The sequence below is a fragment of the Clostridium sp. AF28-12 genome (assembly GCF_003435225.1).
Lineage (GTDB): Bacteria > Bacillota > Clostridia > Lachnospirales > Lachnospiraceae > Pilosibacter > Pilosibacter fragilis.
Map to the genome: position 1 here is coordinate 1 of NZ_QWGJ01000017.1, position 18,264 is coordinate 18,264.

Annotated in this window: 20 protein-coding genes and 3 tRNA genes; 21 read left to right on the forward strand and 2 right to left on the reverse strand. The window is 48.7% G+C overall.

Features of this window, described 5'->3' with window-relative positions:
* Positions 1-176: 176 nt before the first annotated feature.
* The 4 genes from DWY93_RS13205 (at position 177) to DWY93_RS13220 (ending at position 2,667) form a co-directional block, all read left to right on the forward strand.
* Positions 177-536, forward strand: a complete 360-nt coding sequence (locus DWY93_RS13205; protein WP_147324209.1) for a hypothetical protein — start codon at positions 177-179, stop codon at positions 534-536.
* Between the two features lie 325 nt (positions 537-861).
* On the forward strand, positions 862-1,065 hold the full coding sequence (locus DWY93_RS13210; protein WP_117470871.1) for a hypothetical protein: 204 nt from the start codon (positions 862-864) through the stop codon (positions 1,063-1,065).
* 442 nt (positions 1,066-1,507) lie between these two features.
* A complete protein-coding gene (locus tag DWY93_RS13215; RefSeq protein WP_207658704.1) occupies positions 1,508-1,954 on the forward strand; it encodes a DUF6431 domain-containing protein in 447 nt (148 codons plus the stop codon).
* A 485-nt stretch (positions 1,955-2,439) separates the two neighbouring features.
* A complete protein-coding gene (locus DWY93_RS13220; RefSeq protein ID WP_117470870.1) occupies positions 2,440-2,667 on the forward strand; it encodes a helix-turn-helix transcriptional regulator in 228 nt (75 codons plus the stop codon).
* A gap of 45 nt (positions 2,668-2,712) precedes the next feature.
* On the opposite strand, the gene DWY93_RS13225 is transcribed toward DWY93_RS13220, so the two are convergent.
* Positions 2,713-2,931, reverse strand: coding sequence for a helix-turn-helix transcriptional regulator (locus DWY93_RS13225; protein ID WP_015552336.1), 219 nt, complete (start codon positions 2,929-2,931; stop codon positions 2,713-2,715).
* Positions 2,932-3,220: 289 nt separating this feature from the next.
* Between DWY93_RS13225 and DWY93_RS13230 the strand changes: the two genes are divergently transcribed.
* The 3 genes from DWY93_RS13230 to spoVT all read left to right on the forward strand — a co-directional run bounded on the left by DWY93_RS13230 (position 3,221) and on the right by spoVT (position 4,868).
* The gene (locus DWY93_RS13230) at positions 3,221-3,511 is read left to right on the forward strand and encodes a helix-turn-helix transcriptional regulator (protein ID WP_015552337.1); all 291 of its coding nucleotides are present in this window, start codon (positions 3,221-3,223) and stop codon (positions 3,509-3,511) included.
* 296 nt (positions 3,512-3,807) lie between these two features.
* Positions 3,808-4,239 (forward strand): peptidylprolyl isomerase, encoded by a 432-nt coding sequence (locus tag DWY93_RS13235; protein WP_015552338.1) that lies wholly within the window; start codon positions 3,808-3,810, stop codon positions 4,237-4,239.
* Between the two features lie 80 nt (positions 4,240-4,319).
* Positions 4,320-4,868 (forward strand): stage V sporulation protein T, encoded by a 549-nt coding sequence (gene spoVT / locus DWY93_RS13240; protein ID WP_015552339.1) that lies wholly within the window; start codon positions 4,320-4,322, stop codon positions 4,866-4,868.
* Positions 4,869-5,359: 491 nt separating this feature from the next.
* On the opposite strand, the gene DWY93_RS13245 is transcribed toward spoVT, so the two are convergent.
* The gene (locus tag DWY93_RS13245) at positions 5,360-6,229 is read right to left on the reverse strand and encodes a DMT family transporter (protein ID WP_117470869.1); all 870 of its coding nucleotides are present in this window, start codon (positions 6,227-6,229) and stop codon (positions 5,360-5,362) included.
* A 384-nt stretch (positions 6,230-6,613) separates the two neighbouring features.
* On the opposite strand from DWY93_RS13245, the gene DWY93_RS13250 reads away from it, so the two are divergent.
* From DWY93_RS13250 to DWY93_RS13315, 14 genes are all read left to right on the forward strand, one after another.
* Complete coding sequence (locus DWY93_RS13250) at positions 6,614-7,009, forward strand: MazG nucleotide pyrophosphohydrolase domain-containing protein (RefSeq protein WP_015552341.1); 396 nt, start codon at positions 6,614-6,616, stop codon at positions 7,007-7,009.
* Between the two features lie 149 nt (positions 7,010-7,158).
* Entirely contained in the window at positions 7,159-7,434 is a 276-nt protein-coding gene (locus DWY93_RS13255) for an HU family DNA-binding protein (protein WP_015552342.1), read from the forward strand.
* A 159-nt stretch (positions 7,435-7,593) separates the two neighbouring features.
* A complete protein-coding gene (locus DWY93_RS13260) occupies positions 7,594-7,833 on the forward strand; it encodes an RNA-binding S4 domain-containing protein (RefSeq protein WP_015552343.1) in 240 nt (79 codons plus the stop codon).
* 450 nt (positions 7,834-8,283) lie between these two features.
* Positions 8,284-8,562, forward strand: coding sequence for a sporulation protein YabP (yabP, locus tag DWY93_RS13265; RefSeq protein WP_117470868.1), 279 nt, complete (start codon positions 8,284-8,286; stop codon positions 8,560-8,562).
* 125 nt (positions 8,563-8,687) lie between these two features.
* Complete coding sequence (yabQ, locus tag DWY93_RS13270) at positions 8,688-9,014, forward strand: spore cortex biosynthesis protein YabQ (RefSeq protein ID WP_242990631.1); 327 nt, start codon at positions 8,688-8,690, stop codon at positions 9,012-9,014.
* Positions 9,015-9,067: 53 nt separating this feature from the next.
* Positions 9,068-9,397, forward strand: a complete 330-nt coding sequence (locus DWY93_RS13275) for a septum formation initiator family protein (protein ID WP_015552345.1) — start codon at positions 9,068-9,070, stop codon at positions 9,395-9,397.
* Between the two features lie 161 nt (positions 9,398-9,558).
* Complete coding sequence (locus tag DWY93_RS13280) at positions 9,559-10,983, forward strand: SpoIIE family protein phosphatase (RefSeq protein WP_117470867.1); 1,425 nt, start codon at positions 9,559-9,561, stop codon at positions 10,981-10,983.
* A 61-nt stretch (positions 10,984-11,044) separates the two neighbouring features.
* Positions 11,045-12,670 carry a tRNA lysidine(34) synthetase TilS gene (gene tilS / locus DWY93_RS13285; RefSeq protein ID WP_117470866.1) on the forward strand — a complete coding sequence of 542 codons (1,626 nt, stop codon included), beginning with the start codon at positions 11,045-11,047 and terminating at the stop codon, positions 12,668-12,670.
* Positions 12,663-13,190: a hypoxanthine phosphoribosyltransferase gene (gene hpt / locus DWY93_RS13290; RefSeq protein WP_015552347.1), complete on the forward strand. Its 528-nt coding sequence runs from the start codon at positions 12,663-12,665 to the stop codon at positions 13,188-13,190. The genes tilS and hpt overlap by 8 nt, the downstream gene beginning before the upstream one ends.
* A gap of 14 nt (positions 13,191-13,204) precedes the next feature.
* Positions 13,205-15,049, forward strand: a complete 1,845-nt coding sequence (ftsH, locus tag DWY93_RS13295) for an ATP-dependent zinc metalloprotease FtsH (RefSeq protein WP_207658705.1) — start codon at positions 13,205-13,207, stop codon at positions 15,047-15,049.
* A gap of 586 nt (positions 15,050-15,635) precedes the next feature.
* Positions 15,636-17,717, forward strand: coding sequence for a glycoside hydrolase family 13 protein (locus DWY93_RS13300; protein WP_181968550.1), 2,082 nt, complete (start codon positions 15,636-15,638; stop codon positions 17,715-17,717).
* A 46-nt stretch (positions 17,718-17,763) separates the two neighbouring features.
* Positions 17,764-17,845: transfer RNA gene (locus DWY93_RS13305), tRNA-Tyr, on the forward strand.
* Positions 17,846-18,070: 225 nt separating this feature from the next.
* Positions 18,071-18,143, forward strand: a tRNA-Phe gene (locus DWY93_RS13310).
* Between the two features lie 38 nt (positions 18,144-18,181).
* A tRNA-Gly gene (locus DWY93_RS13315) sits at positions 18,182-18,252 on the forward strand.
* The last annotated feature ends 12 nt before the right edge of the window (positions 18,253-18,264 follow it).

An 18,264-nucleotide genomic window follows, 5' to 3' on the forward strand; every position in this document is an offset into this window, starting at 1 on the left:
TCTTTCTATAGTGCTTACAGTATACCAGATTCATTAAAAAATGTCTCTCAAAGTGTCTTAAATTACGATACCATTATATCCCAAAGAAGCTGGACAAAATGAGTGATCAGTGCCAGATCTTTCTCGGCCAGATACTCATTATAAAAATCTTCATCGTCAAACCAGGAGGCATGATAATGATCTTCGACGATTGCCTGCAGAGTGTACAGATAAAAGATAGCCCAGGGATAGAGGACTTCAACATTAAAATAGAGGTTTCCGGACTTATATTTATTGCGTTCTTTCTGAAGGGACTGACTGTCAACGGAAAAGATGCAGGATGCCAGCTGCCCTATATTTTCGTAGTTATTATCGACGGATTCAATATTTCGATCTCCCTGATAGGCATGGCGGATATCGTAGCAGAGCCCGAGAATATTTTCGTAACAGGAAGAGGATTCGACATCATCCTGATGTGCAAAGTAGAAACGAAGGTAATCGCTGAGCGCACTGTGAAGCGCGTTCAGATCCTCATAATCCCCGTGTATTCAATGTGAACTTTCTAAAATATTAACGTTCATTCTGGAATATACTTGTTTTAAGCTATTTGCAGTATGCTTGAAAGTGTTTTTGAAAGTTGATTAACTCTCAAATTTTTTATTGCTTGTGGGACTTTTTGTAGTAAAGATCAAGCGTAAGCGTTTACAAATAAAATGTGTGCCTAAAAATTTTGGGGCTAGGATGGTGAGGTGAGGGGCGGACATTGTTGCACACTCCAGGGACAAATTATATAATGATTTTAGAAAGCGTTTGAAGAAGAGCGAGGAAACAGATACTAAGTATAAAAATAAATAATCGAAGAGCAGAAGTGAGGATGAGTCTATGAATAATAATAGTAAGGAAGAGCTGAAAGCGGATCTGTATATGCTTTCGTGCATTAGAAAAATTGAGAAAGTATTTTCCTGTCGGCTTATGGATGTAACTGCGGGAAAGGAAATGAATTTAATCGACTTCTTCTTGTGCCTTGCGAAGAAAAATTACTTATCGGAGAGTGTGCTGCCTCTGCTGAATATAAAGTTAATGTAGCTTGTAAAAACAACAGTGCCTTGCAGTGATGATACTGAGAGCATAGCGAGAGAAAAAATTCTTATGCGTGCGAAAACTTGTGCGCTGGCAGCAGAACTTCAAAAAATGGTGGAACATGTTCCGGCAGTTGAAGAGTGGAGAAGGATAAAAATGAGTTTATGGAGATTCGGGAGGTGAAATGGTAACAAAAGAAAGTAAAAAACTTCAATTTTTTTCCATTTTTTCGTCACAAATCCAATTTTATTACGTTTATATTAGTAGAACATGTTGATCAGACCGGAATTTTTCCGAAAAAACGTGGTCGTTTGCCAGAGAAATGAGCTGAAAACGGAAAACGGAAAACGGCAGACGGCGGCAGAACTTTGGTGAAATTCTGGTTAAAACCCTAAAGAACCGGAATACAGGTTTATTTGAACCGATAGGCGGATGTGGTCCTACGAATATGACGAATGGAGGAGGAATGAATATGGTCGTGTCAAAGAATTACAAAATCAAAGAGCAGAATGGAATGTATTATATTGTTCCGTCAAGCGTTCCGGGATGCCCGCAGTGCGGTGGAGAGATGAAGATCCGTGACAGCAAGAGGCGGAAGGTGATTTTTGCGGATGGTACGGTGGATACATTTGTTTTGCGGCGATACAAGTGTACGGTGTGTGGGCGTGTTCATCTGGAACTCCCGGACATTATGGTTCCTCATAAGCATTATTCGAGGTCGGCGATCATCGATACGATAAATGGTGAGAGAAACTGTTCCGCGGAGCAGTCGACGATTTACCGCTGGAACCGGGAAAAGATGCAGCTTGAACGTCTGCTGGTTCAGGTGGAAGATAAGAGTCCGGAAGCAAAGCGGACTGACGGCGATAATAACTGCAGGTGCGCAGGAAATTAAATATGAAAAAGCGGCAGGTGAAATACCTGCAAAAGGGGAAATGAAAAAGCGGCAGGTGAAATATCCGAAAAGGGGAAATGAAAAAGCGGCAGGTGAACTGCCTGTAAAGGGGAAAATGAAAAAGCAGCAGGCGGATGCCTGTAATTTGTGTGATCAGTGATTATGATGGCCGGTCAGTCAGAAATGGCTGACTGGCGTTTTTGATTGCCATGTATCCGAAAAAATGTCAGAAGAAGATTCTGTCAGTTCATAGAAAACAATGATTGAAACAGAGCACAGAATCCGTGCATAAGCTGAAAAATTGGCCATTCGCGCGTCGTATACCTGACCGTGACCGAACGTGGAACATATATAGTCCGAATATGGGCAATATACAAATAGTGTCAATGTATGTTATATAGAAGACATCAGAGTAACTGTTTGTCAGATTTGCGGATATTTTGCGGGCTGAAAAGTGTGTTGGGCTGATATGCACGGAGGATAAAATGATAAGTTACAATCGCTTGTGGGAGACCATGGAGAAGAGAAAGATCAGTCAATATCGGTTGATCAAGGAGTTTGGCTTAAGCTCCGGCCAGATGAGCCGTCTGAAGAAGAATACATATGTTTCGACGCATACGTTGGAGACGCTCTGCCGGATCCTGGACTGCCGGATCGAGGATGTGATGGAGGTTTCTTTCGAGGACGAGGAGAAGGAAAATAAGGCGAATTGACACTGATCTTTACCGGAAAAGAGTTCCGATAAAGACCAGATATTTTTACGATTCTTTTTCCACGCGGTCAAATGAGATGCGGACGATGTCCGCAACGCTGCAGTTTAAGATCCGGCACAGAGTTTCCAGGGTATGTGTGGATACATGTTCATTTTTACGGATCCGATGGAGCTGGCCGGAGCTGAAATGATAGCTGCGGATCAGGCGGTACTGGTTTATGCCTTTTGACTTTAAGGTGTTCCAGAGCGGGCTGTAATCGATCATGAGAAACGCCTCCTTTCCTTATATAATGCGGCAGAAGTTCTGCCATAGTAAAGAATAAAAGATATTTAGGGGAATTTGTGGAAATATAAGGAAAAACAGGTCGAATCTTGCGGATGTTGGCAGGAAATACAAATGAGAAAATAGAAAATGTATCGCTGGTGAGCAGGCGTGGAAACCGAAAGAGAAGAATTTAGGCGGTTTCTGCCGGATTACGAGTCTATGGATTGAACGGGTCAGCCTGGAATGTCCTGGAAATAACGGCGAGAGATGAGACAAAGGAGAAAACGGTATGGTTAAATATACAAGGTTATGGGAGACAATGCAGAGAAAAGGCATCAGCCAGTATCGCCTGATCAAGACATATGGAATCAGCAATGGTCAGTTGAACAGGCTGCGGAAGAATTTATATATTTCGACGCATACCGTGGAGACTTTATGCAGAATTCTGGACTGCCGCGTGGAGGATGTGATGGAGATCGTGTTCGATGAGAGCGACGAGCTTTTATGGTCTCCGGGACTGGAAGAGGAGCGGCAGAAGCAGGAGGAGCTGGAGAAGAAAAAGAAGAGGCAGGGACAGTAAAGATCCTGTGTGGCAAAATTTGGTGCATAACAGATTGCGGAAATGCAGCTGTTTGCGATATCGTGAGCAGAATCCGGCTGTGAAACAGAAAAATGAAGTGCGGCGGTACCTGAAATAAGTTGCCAATATTCTTTTTAACAGGTATACTGGATAGGAATGCATGATTTCGTTATAGAACATTCGTGAAAAACCTGTTATCGGCAGGTTTTGCGGATGAGGTCTGCACATTTGCTGCGCTGACCATGATAGAACGCAGGCGTGCAGGAAATAATAGAGAATATCGGAGGAACTTAAAGATGACAGGACGCAATGTTGGAAAGACATGCCGCACACATTACAGAGGTACTTTTAACGATGGTACACAGTTTGACTCTTCCTACGACCGCGGCGAGCCGTTAGAGTTTGTATGTGGCGCTGGACAGATGATCAAGGGATTTGACGCGGCTGTTGCGGATATGGAGGTCGGTGAGATCAAGGAGATCCACCTGATGCCGGAGGAAGCTTACGGAATGCCGAATCCGAATATGATCCTCACACTCGAGATCGCAAATCTCCCGGGTTCCGAGGACCTTGAGGTTGGACAGCAGGTATACCTCACAAACCAGAGCGGCCAGCCGTTCCCGGTGAAGGTTACCGCGAAGGACGAGAAGATGATCACTCTTGACGCGAACCATGAGATGGCGGGGAAAGAGCTGAACTTCAAGATTGAACTGGTTGAAGTAAAATAGGAATAATCCCGACATTTTTCCACATACTACCCATAAGTCACACGATATGGAAGTAGTGGTATGCAGGAGGAATAGACGTTATGAAAGCTACGGGAATTGTAAGAAGAATTGATGACCTCGGACGTGTGGTGGTTCCGAAGGAGATCAGGCGGACACTTCGTTTGCGCGAAGGAACGCCGTTAGAGATCTTCACGGACCGTGAGGGGGAGATCATTCTGAAGAAGTACTCGCCGATGATGGAACTGAATGCGTTTGCAGGGCAGTATGCAGACGCGATGGCGCAGTCGACAGGGCTTATGGTCTGCATCACGGACCGGGACCAGGTGGTCGCGGCGGCCGGCGGGGCGAAAAAGGACTTTTTCCAGAAGCCTATCAGCCGGGCGCTGGAGCATGTGATCCAGGAGCGGATGACGGTGCAGGCGGGAAAGGATGAGCGGGCGTTCACGCCTGTGACGGACGATGACAGCGAGGGAATCACTGCGCAGGTGATCACTCCGATCATCTGTGAAGGTGACGCGATCGGGTCGGTCATTGTGATGAGCAGGGAGCCGAGGGCGAAGTTCGCGGATGCAGAGGTGCGTTTGGCAGCGACGGCGGCGGGATTCCTGGGACGGCAGATGGAGAGCTGAGAATTGAGGCTGGGCGAGATTTGAAACAGCAGTAAAAATGTTGAGAAAATATGCCTGGTAAGATAAAAAACGAAAAAAGTCCACATGATGATATTTTAGAAGAGATCACTTCAATAAATATTATCATGTGGACTTTGACTTTTATTTACAACGAATCAAAAAACGATCGTAACTGTTCAGTAGGTCTGCGCACTTGCTGCGCTGACCGTAAGAAAACATAGGCTGGAGGGCAAAAATCCCATCAGCGAAGCTGATCTGGAATGGATTTTTGCGTGTAACTATGAAGGTACTGAATAGTTACAAACGATCTAAATAAAAGGCATTATGCAAATGCACATTTCTAATTGCCATGCATCCGGAAGAAGCTGCCGGTGGCGGTTCCGCAGGTGAACAGTGTATCCAGACTATGTTCATGCGGGCAGACTTTTCGGATTCTGACATTCTTTATACACGTAATTATTCGGTCTACGCTAGTTTGGGCTGAAAGAACTTTATTTCCCAGTCTGCTTCTTCGAATTCCCATAGATATACACCATGATCGAAGCAATCGCAACCAATGCGCCGCCGAGGATCGAGGTGGATTTTACAGGCTCGCCGAGGATCGCTGCGCCGAGAACGATGCTGAACAGGATTCCGGAGTAGTTGTAGATACTGATCTCGGATGCCGGGGCGAAGCGGTAAGCGTAGGTGATGAATACCTGGCCCAGGGAGCCGAAGAGGCTGATCAGCATGAGCAGCATAAACTGGCGCGGGTCCGGCATAACGAAATTGCTGATGACGAACGGCAGGGAACCGAACACGCTGAAGGTTGAAAAGTGCATGATAACGGTGATTCCGTCGACTTTTCCCTTAAAGTAGCCGAGAAACGTGTACGCAACGCCGGATGTGATGGCGGAGAGCAGCGCGACTACCAGCGGAAATGGGTCGGACTGGAAGCTCGGACGGAATACGATGAATGCGCCGATAACGGACAGTGCCAGCGCCGGGATCTGGATCGGGGAAAGCTTCTCCTTCATAAACACAGCAGCCAGCAGTGTGACAAAGATCGGGGAGAGCTTATTTAATACGGTGACATCTCCCTGTGCAGCATGGCTGGAGGCGTAGAACAGCGTGATCAGGCCCAGAAATCCGAAGAAAGAGCGGCCGAACAGGTACGGCTGGTATTTTTTCGGGCCGTAGTAAGAACCACGTTTTTTACGGATGATGAAAAAGGAAACGATCAGGATGAAGAGATTGCGGACGCAGATCTGCTCCATCGTTGGAATTTCGCGGCTCATACGGACAACGACCTGCATGGAGGCGAAAGAAAGCGCGGACAGGATCATAAAGAGGATGCCCTTTTGTTTTTGTGTGATATTCATGATGTCCTCCTGTGAAATTGTAATCGAGGAATAGCTCAATTAGAGTGATGATATGTCAAAAGACACGACAATTAAGAGTATAACTTTTTTTCATGGAATCGTCAATTGGTGCAAATATGTAGAAAAAATAAAAGATTTCAGGAGGACAAGTGGAGTATGTTTGGTGCGGATTAAATTGGAACAAATGGACGGTGATGGATTGCAGTTAAAAAACAGAATGCATATTGCCAGAGAAATAGAATCCAGTTACAATGATAGTAGAAAATAGTATTTAAAACTGTTGGCGGAGAGCGTAGGCGGAACCGACGGGGAGAGGACCGGGCGATCGTCAGAGGCTCGAAACAGCAGAAAAATGAATGAAAACGGATAAGGTGAGGAAATACTATGTATACATTCGAGGACTTAAAGCAGATCATGAAGACACTGCGTGCGGAGGATGGCTGTCCATGGGACCGTGCGCAGGATCATGACACGTTGAAAAAGCATCTCGTGGAGGAATGCGCGGAGGTGCTGGAGGCGATCGATGCTCATGACACGGAAAATCTCTGCGAGGAGCTGGGGGATGTCCTGTTCCAGGTCATGTTCCACAGTGAGATCGAGGCGGAGCAGGGAAATTTTACCGTGGATGATGTGGTGAACGGCATCTGCGAGAAGATGATCCGCCGCCATCCACGGGTCTTCGGAGGCGAGATTCCGGAGGTGGAGAACGAGAAGGACCTCTGGGAAGCGATCAAGAAACAGGAGCGGGAGGAAAAGAAAAAACGGGCCGCCGCACACTGACGAAAAGTGCGCAAAAACACGGCAAAAACGGGCAAAAATCCTTGACAAAGAATGCAGAAACATATATAAATGTAAGAGTGCAATGCAAAGGTCCTTCGGGCAGGCTTTGTCCGCAGGTTTGAAATGAATTTTAGGAGGAAATAAAACAAATGAACAAGACAGAATTAATCGCAGCAGTTGCTGAGCAGGCAGAACTCTCCAAGAAAGATGCTGAGAAGGCACTGAAGGCTTTCACAGATGTTATTGCAGCAGAGTTAGTTAAAGGTGAGAAGGTACAGTTAGTTGGCTTCGGTACATTCGAGGTATCCGAGAGAGAGGCTAGAGAGGGAAGAAACCCGCTTACAGGCGAGAAGATCACGATCGCAGCTTCCAAGAACCCGAAATTCAAAGCTGGTAAGGCTTTAAAGGATATGGTTAACGCTTAATTCTGTTTAGAATGATAAAAGTGGCTGTGTAGGCAGCACGTGTTTGGATCCCCTCCGTGATATGCGTATTGCGGAGGGGGAAATTGTTTCCGGGGTTCGCCTGGACAGGCGGGCAGCAGGAAGTCCGGCGGCGATGGTGCCGCAGAAAAGGAGCAAGTTATGCGTTTAGACAAATATCTGAAGGTATCCCGTATCATCAAGCGCAGAACCGTGGCAAACGAGGCGTGCGACAGTGGCCGTGTGATGCTGAATGATAAGATTGCGAGAGCCAGCGCGGAAGTTAAGGTCGGAGATGTGATTGAGGTGGCATTTGGAACAAAAGCCGTCAAGGTCCGTGTGACGAGCGTGCAGGAGACGATCCGCAAGGAAGATACGAAGGAAATGTTTGAATATATTTAGGAAAAACCTCACAGTGAAAACTGATGAGGTTTTTTATGTAAGGCGCGAAAACATACCAAAACATACTCTTTATTATACCGGAGTCCATAGATTCAAGTGAATCCATATGATATAATCGACTCGTTGTCACACCCAATCTGGCAACAGAAAGGGGGTGAATGCATGGAGTCGATAATTTCATTTCTGGTTTCCGTTATGGCAAGTGTGATCGCATACTATATTTGCAAGTGGTTAGACGGAAACGACAGTGGCAATTAGCCCAAATGAAAACCCCAGAGAATGGCCTCTCTGGGGTTTTCGCTTGTGAATTGCATGGATACAATTTCATTTCTGGTTACCGATATTGTAGCATATGCAAAAATGTATTTCAATATGCCAAAAGTGAAAAACAGCATAAAAATTTTTTAACTTCATATATTTAAAACATATTTACATATACAGGAGGTTTTTATGGAAGAGAATCCGGGAATGGCGCATAAGATCGTTTTGAATAATCGGAATCAGGGAAATCTCACGGGGATCCTGGATGTGATCTCCTTTGACGAGAACACCATCGTGCTGGACACGGACATGGGACTTCTGACCATCAAGGGAAAAGACCTCCATGTAAACCGGCTGAGTCTGGAAAAAGGTGAGATCGATATTGAGGGCAGGACGGACAGCCTTGTGTATTCGGCGGGCGGCGGCGCGAAGAGCGGGGAATCATTTTTTGCAAAATTATTTAAGTAGTGGAAAAGCAGTGATGAAAGAGTTCATGAGGAAAAATTCAGGTAACCGCAGAAAATAGATCATGTGACGAAAAATGAGACCATGAAAGAGAAAATAAGCAGGAAATTTAAACTCGGAGGTGCCTTGTGAGTCCCTATCTTACTCTGGAAGTCCGCCTGGTTGGCATGAGTACGGTGCTCGGCTTTATTTTGATGGCGAGTTATGACTTTTTGCGGCTATTCCGCTTTTTTGTTCCCCATGGGCGGCTGTGGACGGGGATCGAGGATTTTTTTTACTGGATCTATGCGGCTGTCATGACGTTTCTTCTGCTGTTTTACGAGAACAGCGGTATTGTTCGGGCGTACATCATTGCGTGTGTGTTTTTCGGCATGATTTTTTATGATAAAATCATTAGCCGGAATGTGTTTCAGCTATTGAAAAAGCTGAAAAAATGGTATAAGATTAAAAGATAGAATCGTTTTGTTGGTTAGAACGGGAGGGAAAATCCAGAAGGAAGCGAGAAATCATGGGAGAAAACCGGAACAGACGAAATAAAAGAAAATCGAAAAACAGTCTGAGCAACCGGATGGCGTTAATTGGAATCACGGTGGTCGTAGCGAGTCTTGCTGTGGTAGTCCATATCGGCGGCGCTTCCCTGAGGGAACGCGATCTGGAATATCAGGCGCGGGAACAGGCACTTGAGAAGTCCCTCGCGAAGGAAGAGGCGAGAGCCGCGGAACTCGAGGAGTACCGCGTGTATGTTCAGACGAAGCAGTATATTGAGAAGGTCGCGAAAGAGAAACTGGGGCTTGTAAATAAGGATGAAATTCTGTTTAAGGCCGATGAATCAAGCTAGGGCGAATCATGTCACTAACTTTTAAAAATTAAATACGGGAATCCGACAAATATTTCCCGCCTGCCTGCATATAATAAAATGGCGTATTCTGCGCCGTTAAAGCTGGTCATGGAGATCGGAACGGTCTTTGTGACAGGGTACGCAGGTTAGGAGGGATTTTTGTGTTTGGAAATCGTGAGGTACATAGAAAGCTGTCCGGGACCGGGGGCTATGCGGCGGGGCGGCTTGCGGAGATATCTGAGTCATTAGGACAGCTTGCGAAGGTTATGAAAAATTCCGGCGAAGATCCCGGACTTTCCAGGGAGGACGGGATCGCGGCACTGGAATCGGCGGCGTCCATGGTCTGCGGGAGCTGCGACCGCTGTGGCATGAAACAGGAATGCCTGGAGGATCAGGACGGGGAGAACTATTTCCTCTATTATCTGCTTCGCTCTTTCGAGAAAAAGGGCGCTCTGGAATATCCGGACATGCCCAGGGAGTTCCTGGACCGGTGCCGGAAGAAAACGGATTATCTGCGGGAATTAAATAGAAGTCTTGGGCGGTCCACGATGAATCTCGCCTGGAAGAACCGGTTTCTGGAGAGCAGGGACGCGGTCATGCTGCAGTTTGAGGAGATGGCGGGGATCCTGGGGGAGTTCTCCGGGCAGATGGAGCAGGCGGCGGATGTGACGGAGGCGCTGGTTCCGGCGGTGCGGGCGGCATTTCGGAAACGGCGGATCGCCCTGGAGGACATGCTCGTTTTGAAATATGGGGATGGACGCCGGGAGGCATTCCTCACGGCACGGACAGGAAACGGACGGTGTGTGACTGTGAAGGACATGGCGGCGTTGTTTGGACAGGCTGTGGGGGCGGAATTTATCCCGGCGAGGAATGGGAAGACGCTGGTCACGAGAAAATCGTCCATGGTGCGTCTCATCGAAAAGGGAAGCTACCGGATCCTGTTTGGATGCGCGAAGACTCCGAAAGAGGGGGAAGAAGTCTCCGGTGATAATTATATGTTCCGGAACACGCTGCCGGGGCAGGTGGCGTTGAGTCTCTCCGACGGAATGGGGAGCGGACCGGCGGCTGGGGCTGACAGCGAGCAGGTCATGGAGCTGGCGGAGCAGCTTCTGGATACGGGATTTTCGGCGCGGTCTACGTTAAAGCTCATCAACACGGTGCTCCTGCTGAATGGCATGGGTGACCGGCCGGCGACGATGGATCTGGGACTTGTGAACCTCTATACGGGGGTGCTGGAGATGATGAAGCTCGGGGCGGCGGCATCGTTTTTACTGCCGGACCGGCGGGGCGGCGGCGAGGCAGAGGTCCTGGAGTCAGAAACAGTCCCGGCGGGAGTGCTGAATCCCGTGGAACCGGTGATGATATCGAGGAAGCTGTGGGACGGAGATAAGATCATTATGGTTAGTGACGGAGTCCTGGATGCTATGCCGGGAGTGGAGAAGGAGAAAGCGTTCCGGGAATTTCTGGATGGTCTGCCCGACACGGGGGTGCAGGAGACGGCGGAGATGATCTTGACGTTTGCATTGTCGTTTGAGGGAGAGCCGCGGGATGATATGACGGTGCTGGTGGGCGGAATATACGGGTAAAGGTAATCACAAATGCACAAAGATTTTAGATATCATTACAGGAAAAACAGCGGAGAAGAAAATGGCAGGAAAAACAGCAGTGAAAACAGATGTAAAAGCGGGCAGATTTCGGCAGAAAGTTCTTAGCTTTATGAAGAAAAATCATATGACAGACCGGGGAGACAGCGTCCTGGCGGCAGTGTCGGGGGGCGCGGACTCGGTCTGCCTGCTTTTGCTTTTGCATGAGATGGCGGCGGAGCTTGGAATTAAAGTCTTTGCATTTCATATGAACCATGGGATCCGCGGAGCGGAGGCTGACCGGGATGAGCAGTTTGTGATGGAACTCTGTGAGCGGTTAAATATTCCGCTCACCGTGGCGCATGAGAAAGTGGAAGAATATGCAGCGGAACGTGGTTTATCGGGCGAAGAAGCAGGGCGGATCCTGAGATATCATCATTTGGGAGAGACTGCGGAAAAGTATCAATGCGCGAAGATCGCTGTCGCACATCATGAAGATGATGATGCGGAGACGGTGCTTTTGAATCTGTTCCGGGGAAGCGGACTTGCCGGACTTTCCGGGATCCGGCCGGTGCGGGAGAATATTATCCGGCCGTTATTATGTGTTTCACGGAAAGAAATTGAGGAATACTTAAATGAGCAGGAGCTTTCCTGGTGCGAAGACTCCACAAATAAGGAAAATGACTACACTCGGAACAAGATCCGAAATGAACTTCTGCCCTGGGTGACAGAGAATATAAACAGCCGGGCAGCAGAACATATTCTGGCGGTGTCGGAGTTTGCGACGCAGGCAGACGCATATTTTGAGATGGAAGCAGAGAGAATTCTGGAAGAAAGCTGTTCAAAAAGAAGAGAAGAGGGGAAACAGCCAAATTCCAAAAATGCGGGGGAAGCAGATGGAAAAGAGCCTGGGACAGGTCAGAGCTCGAAAGTGGCAGAAAATGAGATGAAAATGTGTACAAAAATAAACACAGACATTTTCGATCCACAGCCCGAGATCCTGAAAACCTACATCGTCCGCCGCATGATCCTAAACGCCGCAGGGAAAGCGAAGGATATCACGGAACGCCATATCCGCTCCGTAATGGATCTCTCCGGTCCGGGTGGTGGGCATACTGTAGACCTGCCATATGGTCTCAAAGCGGTGCGTGGATATGAGACATTAGGGATCGTACAGAACAAAAATCCATCGCAAATGTCTGAGTCAGATCAGAAGCAGGAGAGAAAACCAGTTTTTGAAAATAAAATCAATCTGGAAACAGATATGGATGAGATTCTGGACCTGGGCGGAACACACATCCGCCTCCATGCCGTCCACCGGGAAAAAGAGCTGGAAATTCCGAAAAACCAGTATACGAAATGGTTTGACTATGATAAAATAAACGTTGGATTATCCATAAGATACAGGAAAAATGGGGATTATCTCACACTTTCCGGGGGTGGAAAAAAGAAGCTCCGCAGGTATATGATCGATGAAAAGATCCCGGAAAACGAGCGGGACCGGATCCCGGTCCTTGCAGATGGAGACCATGTATTATGGGTAGTCGGATACCGAATCAGTGATTATTATAAAATAACAGATGAGACTGAGCACATCCTGGAGGCGGAGGTGATCCTGCCTGGTGGGGGAGAGCCGGAAGGCAGCAGACAGGCAGGCATCTGGAATTGCAAAGGAGAAGACCATGGCTGATAAAATTCGTGTATTATTAAATGAAGAAGAAGTTGACAGGCGGATCAAAGAGATCGCGGAGCAGATCAACAAGGACTATGAGGGAAAAGCGGTTCATCTGATCTGTATCTTAAAGGGCGGTGTATTCTTTACCTGTGAGCTTGCAAAGCGCCTGACTGTCCCGGTTACACTGGACTTTATGTCCGTGTCCAGCTACGGCAGCGGCACAGAGTCCTCCGGCGTTGTAAAGATCATCAAAGATCTGGACCAGCCGCTTGAGGGAAAGAATGTCCTGATCGTGGAGGATATTATCGATTCCGGACGCACACTTGCGTACCTTATCGATATTTTACACAAGAGAAATCCGAACTCCATCCACTTATGCACTCTGCTTGACAAGCCGGAGCGCCGCGTAAAGAAACAGGTAAAAGTTGATTACACCTGCTTTACGATCCCGGATGAGTTCGTTGTAGGCTATGGCCTCGATTATGACCAGAAATACCGCAACCTTCCGTTCATCGGCGTTGTGGAGCAGCAGTAAGGAGGCACCCCAAGTTGAAACAGAACCAGCAGTTCCGCGGAATCGGTCTCGTCCTGCTTGTGATCGCGCTTATCACATTCGCGTCAAGCCTGACGAGCCAGGGGAGCTTATTCAGCCAGGAGATGACCCACCAGGAATTCATGGTGGCCGTGGAGAATAAGACCATCGAATCCGTAGACATCAATCAGAACCAGCAGCCGCCGACCGGAATCCTGGATATATTGCTGAAAAGCGGAGACCGGGCAGTTGTCGCAGTGTCCGATGTAAAAGAAGCAGAAAAACTTCTCCGGGAAAACTCTATCGACTATATTGTCGAGAATGTTCCACAGGAGAATTACCTGATGTCCGTTATCATCCCGGTAGCATTGAGCGCTGTGGTCATCATGTTCATGTTTATGTTCATGAACGCGAGACTCGGCGGTGGCGGCGGCGGAAACTCCAAGATGATGAATTTTGGAAAGAGCCGCGCGAAGATGAGCCGGACAAATTCCGTGAACTTCTCAAAGGTCGCAGGTCTTGAGGAGGAGAAGGAAGAACTCGAAGAGATCGTTGATTTCTTGAAGAATCCGAAGAAATATACGGATGTGGGCGCGAGGATCCCGAAGGGAGTGATCCTTGTGGGCCCTCCGGGAACCGGTAAGACACTTCTTGCGAAGGCGGTTGCCGGTGAGGCCGGTGTCCCGTTCTTCTCCATCTCCGGATCGGACTTCGTAGAGATGTTCGTCGGTGTCGGCGCATCCCGTGTCCGCGACCTTTTCGAGGACGCAAAGAAGAACGCGCCGTGTATCGTCTTTATTGATGAGATCGATGCCGTTGCGAGACGCCGCGGTACCGGTATGGGCGGCGGACATGACGAGCGCGAGCAGACCTTAAACCAGCTCCTCGTTGAGATGGACGGTTTCGGCGTCAATGAAGGAATTATCGTTATGGCGGCGACAAACCGTGTAGATATTCTGGATCCGGCGATCTTGAGACCGGGCCGTTTTGACCGGAAGGTCGGAGTCGGAAAACCGGATATCCGCGGACGTGAGGAGATCTTAAAGGTCCACTCCAAAGAAAAGCCGCTGGGCGACGATGTAGATTTGACAAGAGTGGCACAGACCACAGCCGGATTTACCGGTGCGGATCTGGAAAACCTCTTAAATGAGGCGGCAATTCTCGCTGCAAAGCAGTCCCGCCGCTATATTCTCCAGGCTGATATCGATCAGGCATTCGTGAAGGTCGGAATCGGTGCGGAGAAGAAGAGCAAGGTGATCTCCGAGAAGGAGAAGAAGATCACGGCTTACCATGAGACGGGCCACGCGATCCTGTTCCATGAACTCCCGGATGTTGGTCCGGTCCACACGATCTCCATCATCCCGACCGGCATGGGCGCGGCTGGATACACGATGCCGCTTCCGGAGAAGGACGAGATGTTCAACACGAAGAACAAAATGCTGGAGACCATCATGGTTTCTCTCGGTGGACGGATCGCTGAGGAGATCATCTTCGGCGATGTGACCACCGGTGCCTCCCAGGACATCAAGCAGGCATCCGCGATCGCCCGGGCGATGGTGACCCAGTACGGTATGTCTGAGAAGCTTGGAATGATCAACTATGGCAGTGATGATGACGAGGTGTTCATCGGAAGAGATCTTGCGCATACGAGATCCTACGGCGAGCGTGTTGCCTCCGATATCGACAGCGAGGTAAAGCGGATCATCGACGAGTGCTATGCGAAGGCGAAACAGATCATTCTGGAGCATGAGGATATTCTCCATAAGTGTTCTGCGCTGCTGATCGAGAAAGAGAAGATCGGTCAGGCGGAGTTTGACCGTTTATTTACAGGTGCTGAGGAAAAGTCTGCAGCAACAGAATAAATTTCTGCGTCGGTGGTTCCCTGGGCAGCAGAAAAAGAAAGACTTAGAAATGCTTTGACGGGTCATTTTGAGTAAAACTTTAGAAACTTAAATAAATCGACGTTTGTGCAAGAGAAATACAGCCAAACGTCGATTTTTTGCTTGAAATGATAAAAATGCATAAAGAAAAATGGACCAGTGGCAGAATGAACAAAAAATATTTTCATGTTTTTAAATGTTTGTGCACACTTATCCGGATTCCTATGCTATATTACTACACGTAACCCCCCAATACATTATATAGTTTTTGCTATACCCCATAAGAGACATAATACCTTTTCCGGAAGAAGGCCAGTGGTTCCCCCCGCTGGCTTTCTTTCTGTCCATTTTTAGACAAAAGACCTGAAATTTTTGCCGCAGTTCAGAGCGGCTGGTTTCAGGTCTTTCTATTTTCGGGTCTATCTATTTTCAGAAAAAAACGTGCAAACAGGTGTGCAATCCTGTATAATAACACTTGTGAGTGAAGTAAATGAAAACAGATATCAGTCATACGGCTGCGTGCTGACCGGGCAGCCGTTTCAGATCAGTAAGGGAGGCCATTCAAAATATGTTGAAGGCGGCACTTTTCAGTGATGGGACAAAAGAGTACCGCATCCCGGAAGAACCGGAGTGCGGGGAGCAGGTAACGATCAGGTTCCGGACTGAAGCCGGGGATGTGGATCGTGTGTATGCGGTGGTCCGGGATGCCGTAAGCCGGGAAGAGGGCAGGCGGCTGGAGCTTAAGAAAAAGGAATCCATCGGAAGATTTGATTTCTATGAGACAGAGATTTTAGTGGGGGAGACCCCGCTGCGATATGATTTTGAAGCGGTAAAGGGGAGCGAGGTCTGCCATTACAATCGTCTCGGCGTTCTGGAGGCCGGCGGCATGGATGCGCCTTTCGTGATCACACCGGGATTCCATGTACCGGAATGGGCGAAGGGTGCCCTGATGTACCAGATCTTCGTGGACCGGTTTAACAACGGCGATCCGACGAACGATGTTCTGGGGGACGAGTATGTCTACATCGGATTCCCGGTGACGAAGGTGGAAAAATGGGATGAGCGGCTTTCGGTTCTCGATGTGGACCGGTTTTACGGCGGTGATATTCAGGGGATCTGGGATAAGTTAGACTATCTTCAGAGTCTGAAGGTGGAGGTCCTCTATCTGAGTCCGGTGTTCGTGTCTCCGTCGAACCATAAGTACGACTGTCAGGATTACGAGCATATCGATCCGCATTACGGCGTGATCGTAAAGGATGAGGGCGGGCTTGTGACGGGAGACGCGTCAGACAACGGGAATGCGAAGCGGTATTCCGTGCGCACCTCTGACCGGGAAAATCTGGAGGCCAGCGATGAGTTTTTTGTCCGCTTTGTGCAGGAGGTCCATAAGAGGGGGATGCGGATTATCCTGGACGGCGTGTTCAACCACTGCGGTTCCTTCAATAAATGGATGGACCGGGAGAAGATCTATGAGAAGGACGGCGGGTATGAGCCGGGGGCTTACCTGACAGCGGACAGTCCGTACCGGGATTTCTTCCTGTTCGGAGATCAGGACGGATGGCCGGACAATGATTCCTACGAAGGCTGGTGGGGACATAATACGCTGCCGAAGTTAAATTACGAGGGATCCAAGAAGCTGTACCAGTATGTGCTGGACATCGCGAAACGCTGGCTCTCCCCGCCATACTCCATCGATGGCTGGAGACTTGACGTGGCGGCGGATCTCGGGCATTCACCGGAGATGAACCACCGGTTCTGGAGAGATTTCCGGAAGACGGTGAAGGAGGTGAACCCGGACGCGCTGATCCTGGCGGAACATTATGGGGACGCTTCAGACTGGCTTTCCGGGGATCAGTGGGACACGGTGATGAATTACGATGCGTTCATGGAGCCGATCTCCTGGTTCCTCACAGGCCTTGAGAAGCACAGCGAGCGGAAGGATGAGCACCTGCTCCACAACAGCCAGGCGTTTATGTGCTCCATGCTTTCCAATATGAGCCGGATGCAGACGGGATCGCTATACGCGGCGATGAATGAGCTTTCGAACCACGATCACTCGAGATTCCTTACGAGAACGAACCGCATGGTGGGACGGCTTTATAAGCCGGAGGACGCTGAGAACGCAGAAAAAGGCATCAATTACGGAACATTCCGCTCCGGCGCCCTGATCCAGATGACATGGCCGGGGGCTCCGACGATCTATTACGGGGATGAGGCCGGTGTCTGCGGCTGGACAGATCCGGACAACCGGAGAACGTTCCCGTGGGGAAAGGAAGATCTGGAGCTCACGGAATTCCACCGGTATCTGACGGGGATTCGGAACAGGACTCCTGCGTTCAGGCGGGGCGCGTTTAAGTCGCTGTTGGCGGAGAACGGCATGATCGCTTACGGAAGGTTCGACGCAGACGAGCAGGGAGTCGTCGTGGTGAACAGCGAGGACTATGCACAGAGAGTCCGGATCCCGGTATGGGAAGCGGAGGTGACCGCAGATGCCATGGTCCGTGTGATGCTCACGGACGCGAAGCGCTACAATGTAGGAAGCCTGAAATACCCGGTGGTGGATGGTGTGATGGAAGTGGAGCTTCCGGGAAATGGAGCGATGATCTTTATCGCGCGGAGTTCTGGGCAGGATGATGAAAAAACTGCTTGATTTTTGAATTAATGTATGGTATCATTTTGAATTGTCAGAATGATATGGGCGGATTCCCGAGTGGCCAAAGGGGACAGACTGTAAATCTGCTGCAACTTGCTTCGGTGGTTCGAATCCACCTCCGCCCATTATTGATCCAGGAAGTTAGGGAATGAAAAGTCCCAGATTGGAATGAGCAGTTCTTGGCGAGCTGCGGAAAGCCCATCTCGGGAACTGCGTCCCCGAGATGTACGTTGATTTGTAAATACAAATCAACGAATAAATTTCCAAATAAAATTTCTTATGTGAGCAAGCTCCCAACGGAATTTTCTTCGTAAATTTATTGCCTTTCCTCTGTGCTTCCAAATTTATGCGCCCAGATAGCTCAGTTGGTAGAGCAGAGGACTGAAAATCCTCGTGTCGCTGGTTCGATTCCAGCTTTGGGCACTAGAGGTAATGGCAAAGTTGCCTCTCATTACTTATACGCGGGTGTAGTTCAATGGTAGAACACCAGCCTTCCAAGCTGGATACGTGGGTTCGATTCCCATCACCCGCTCTTCTTATGAAT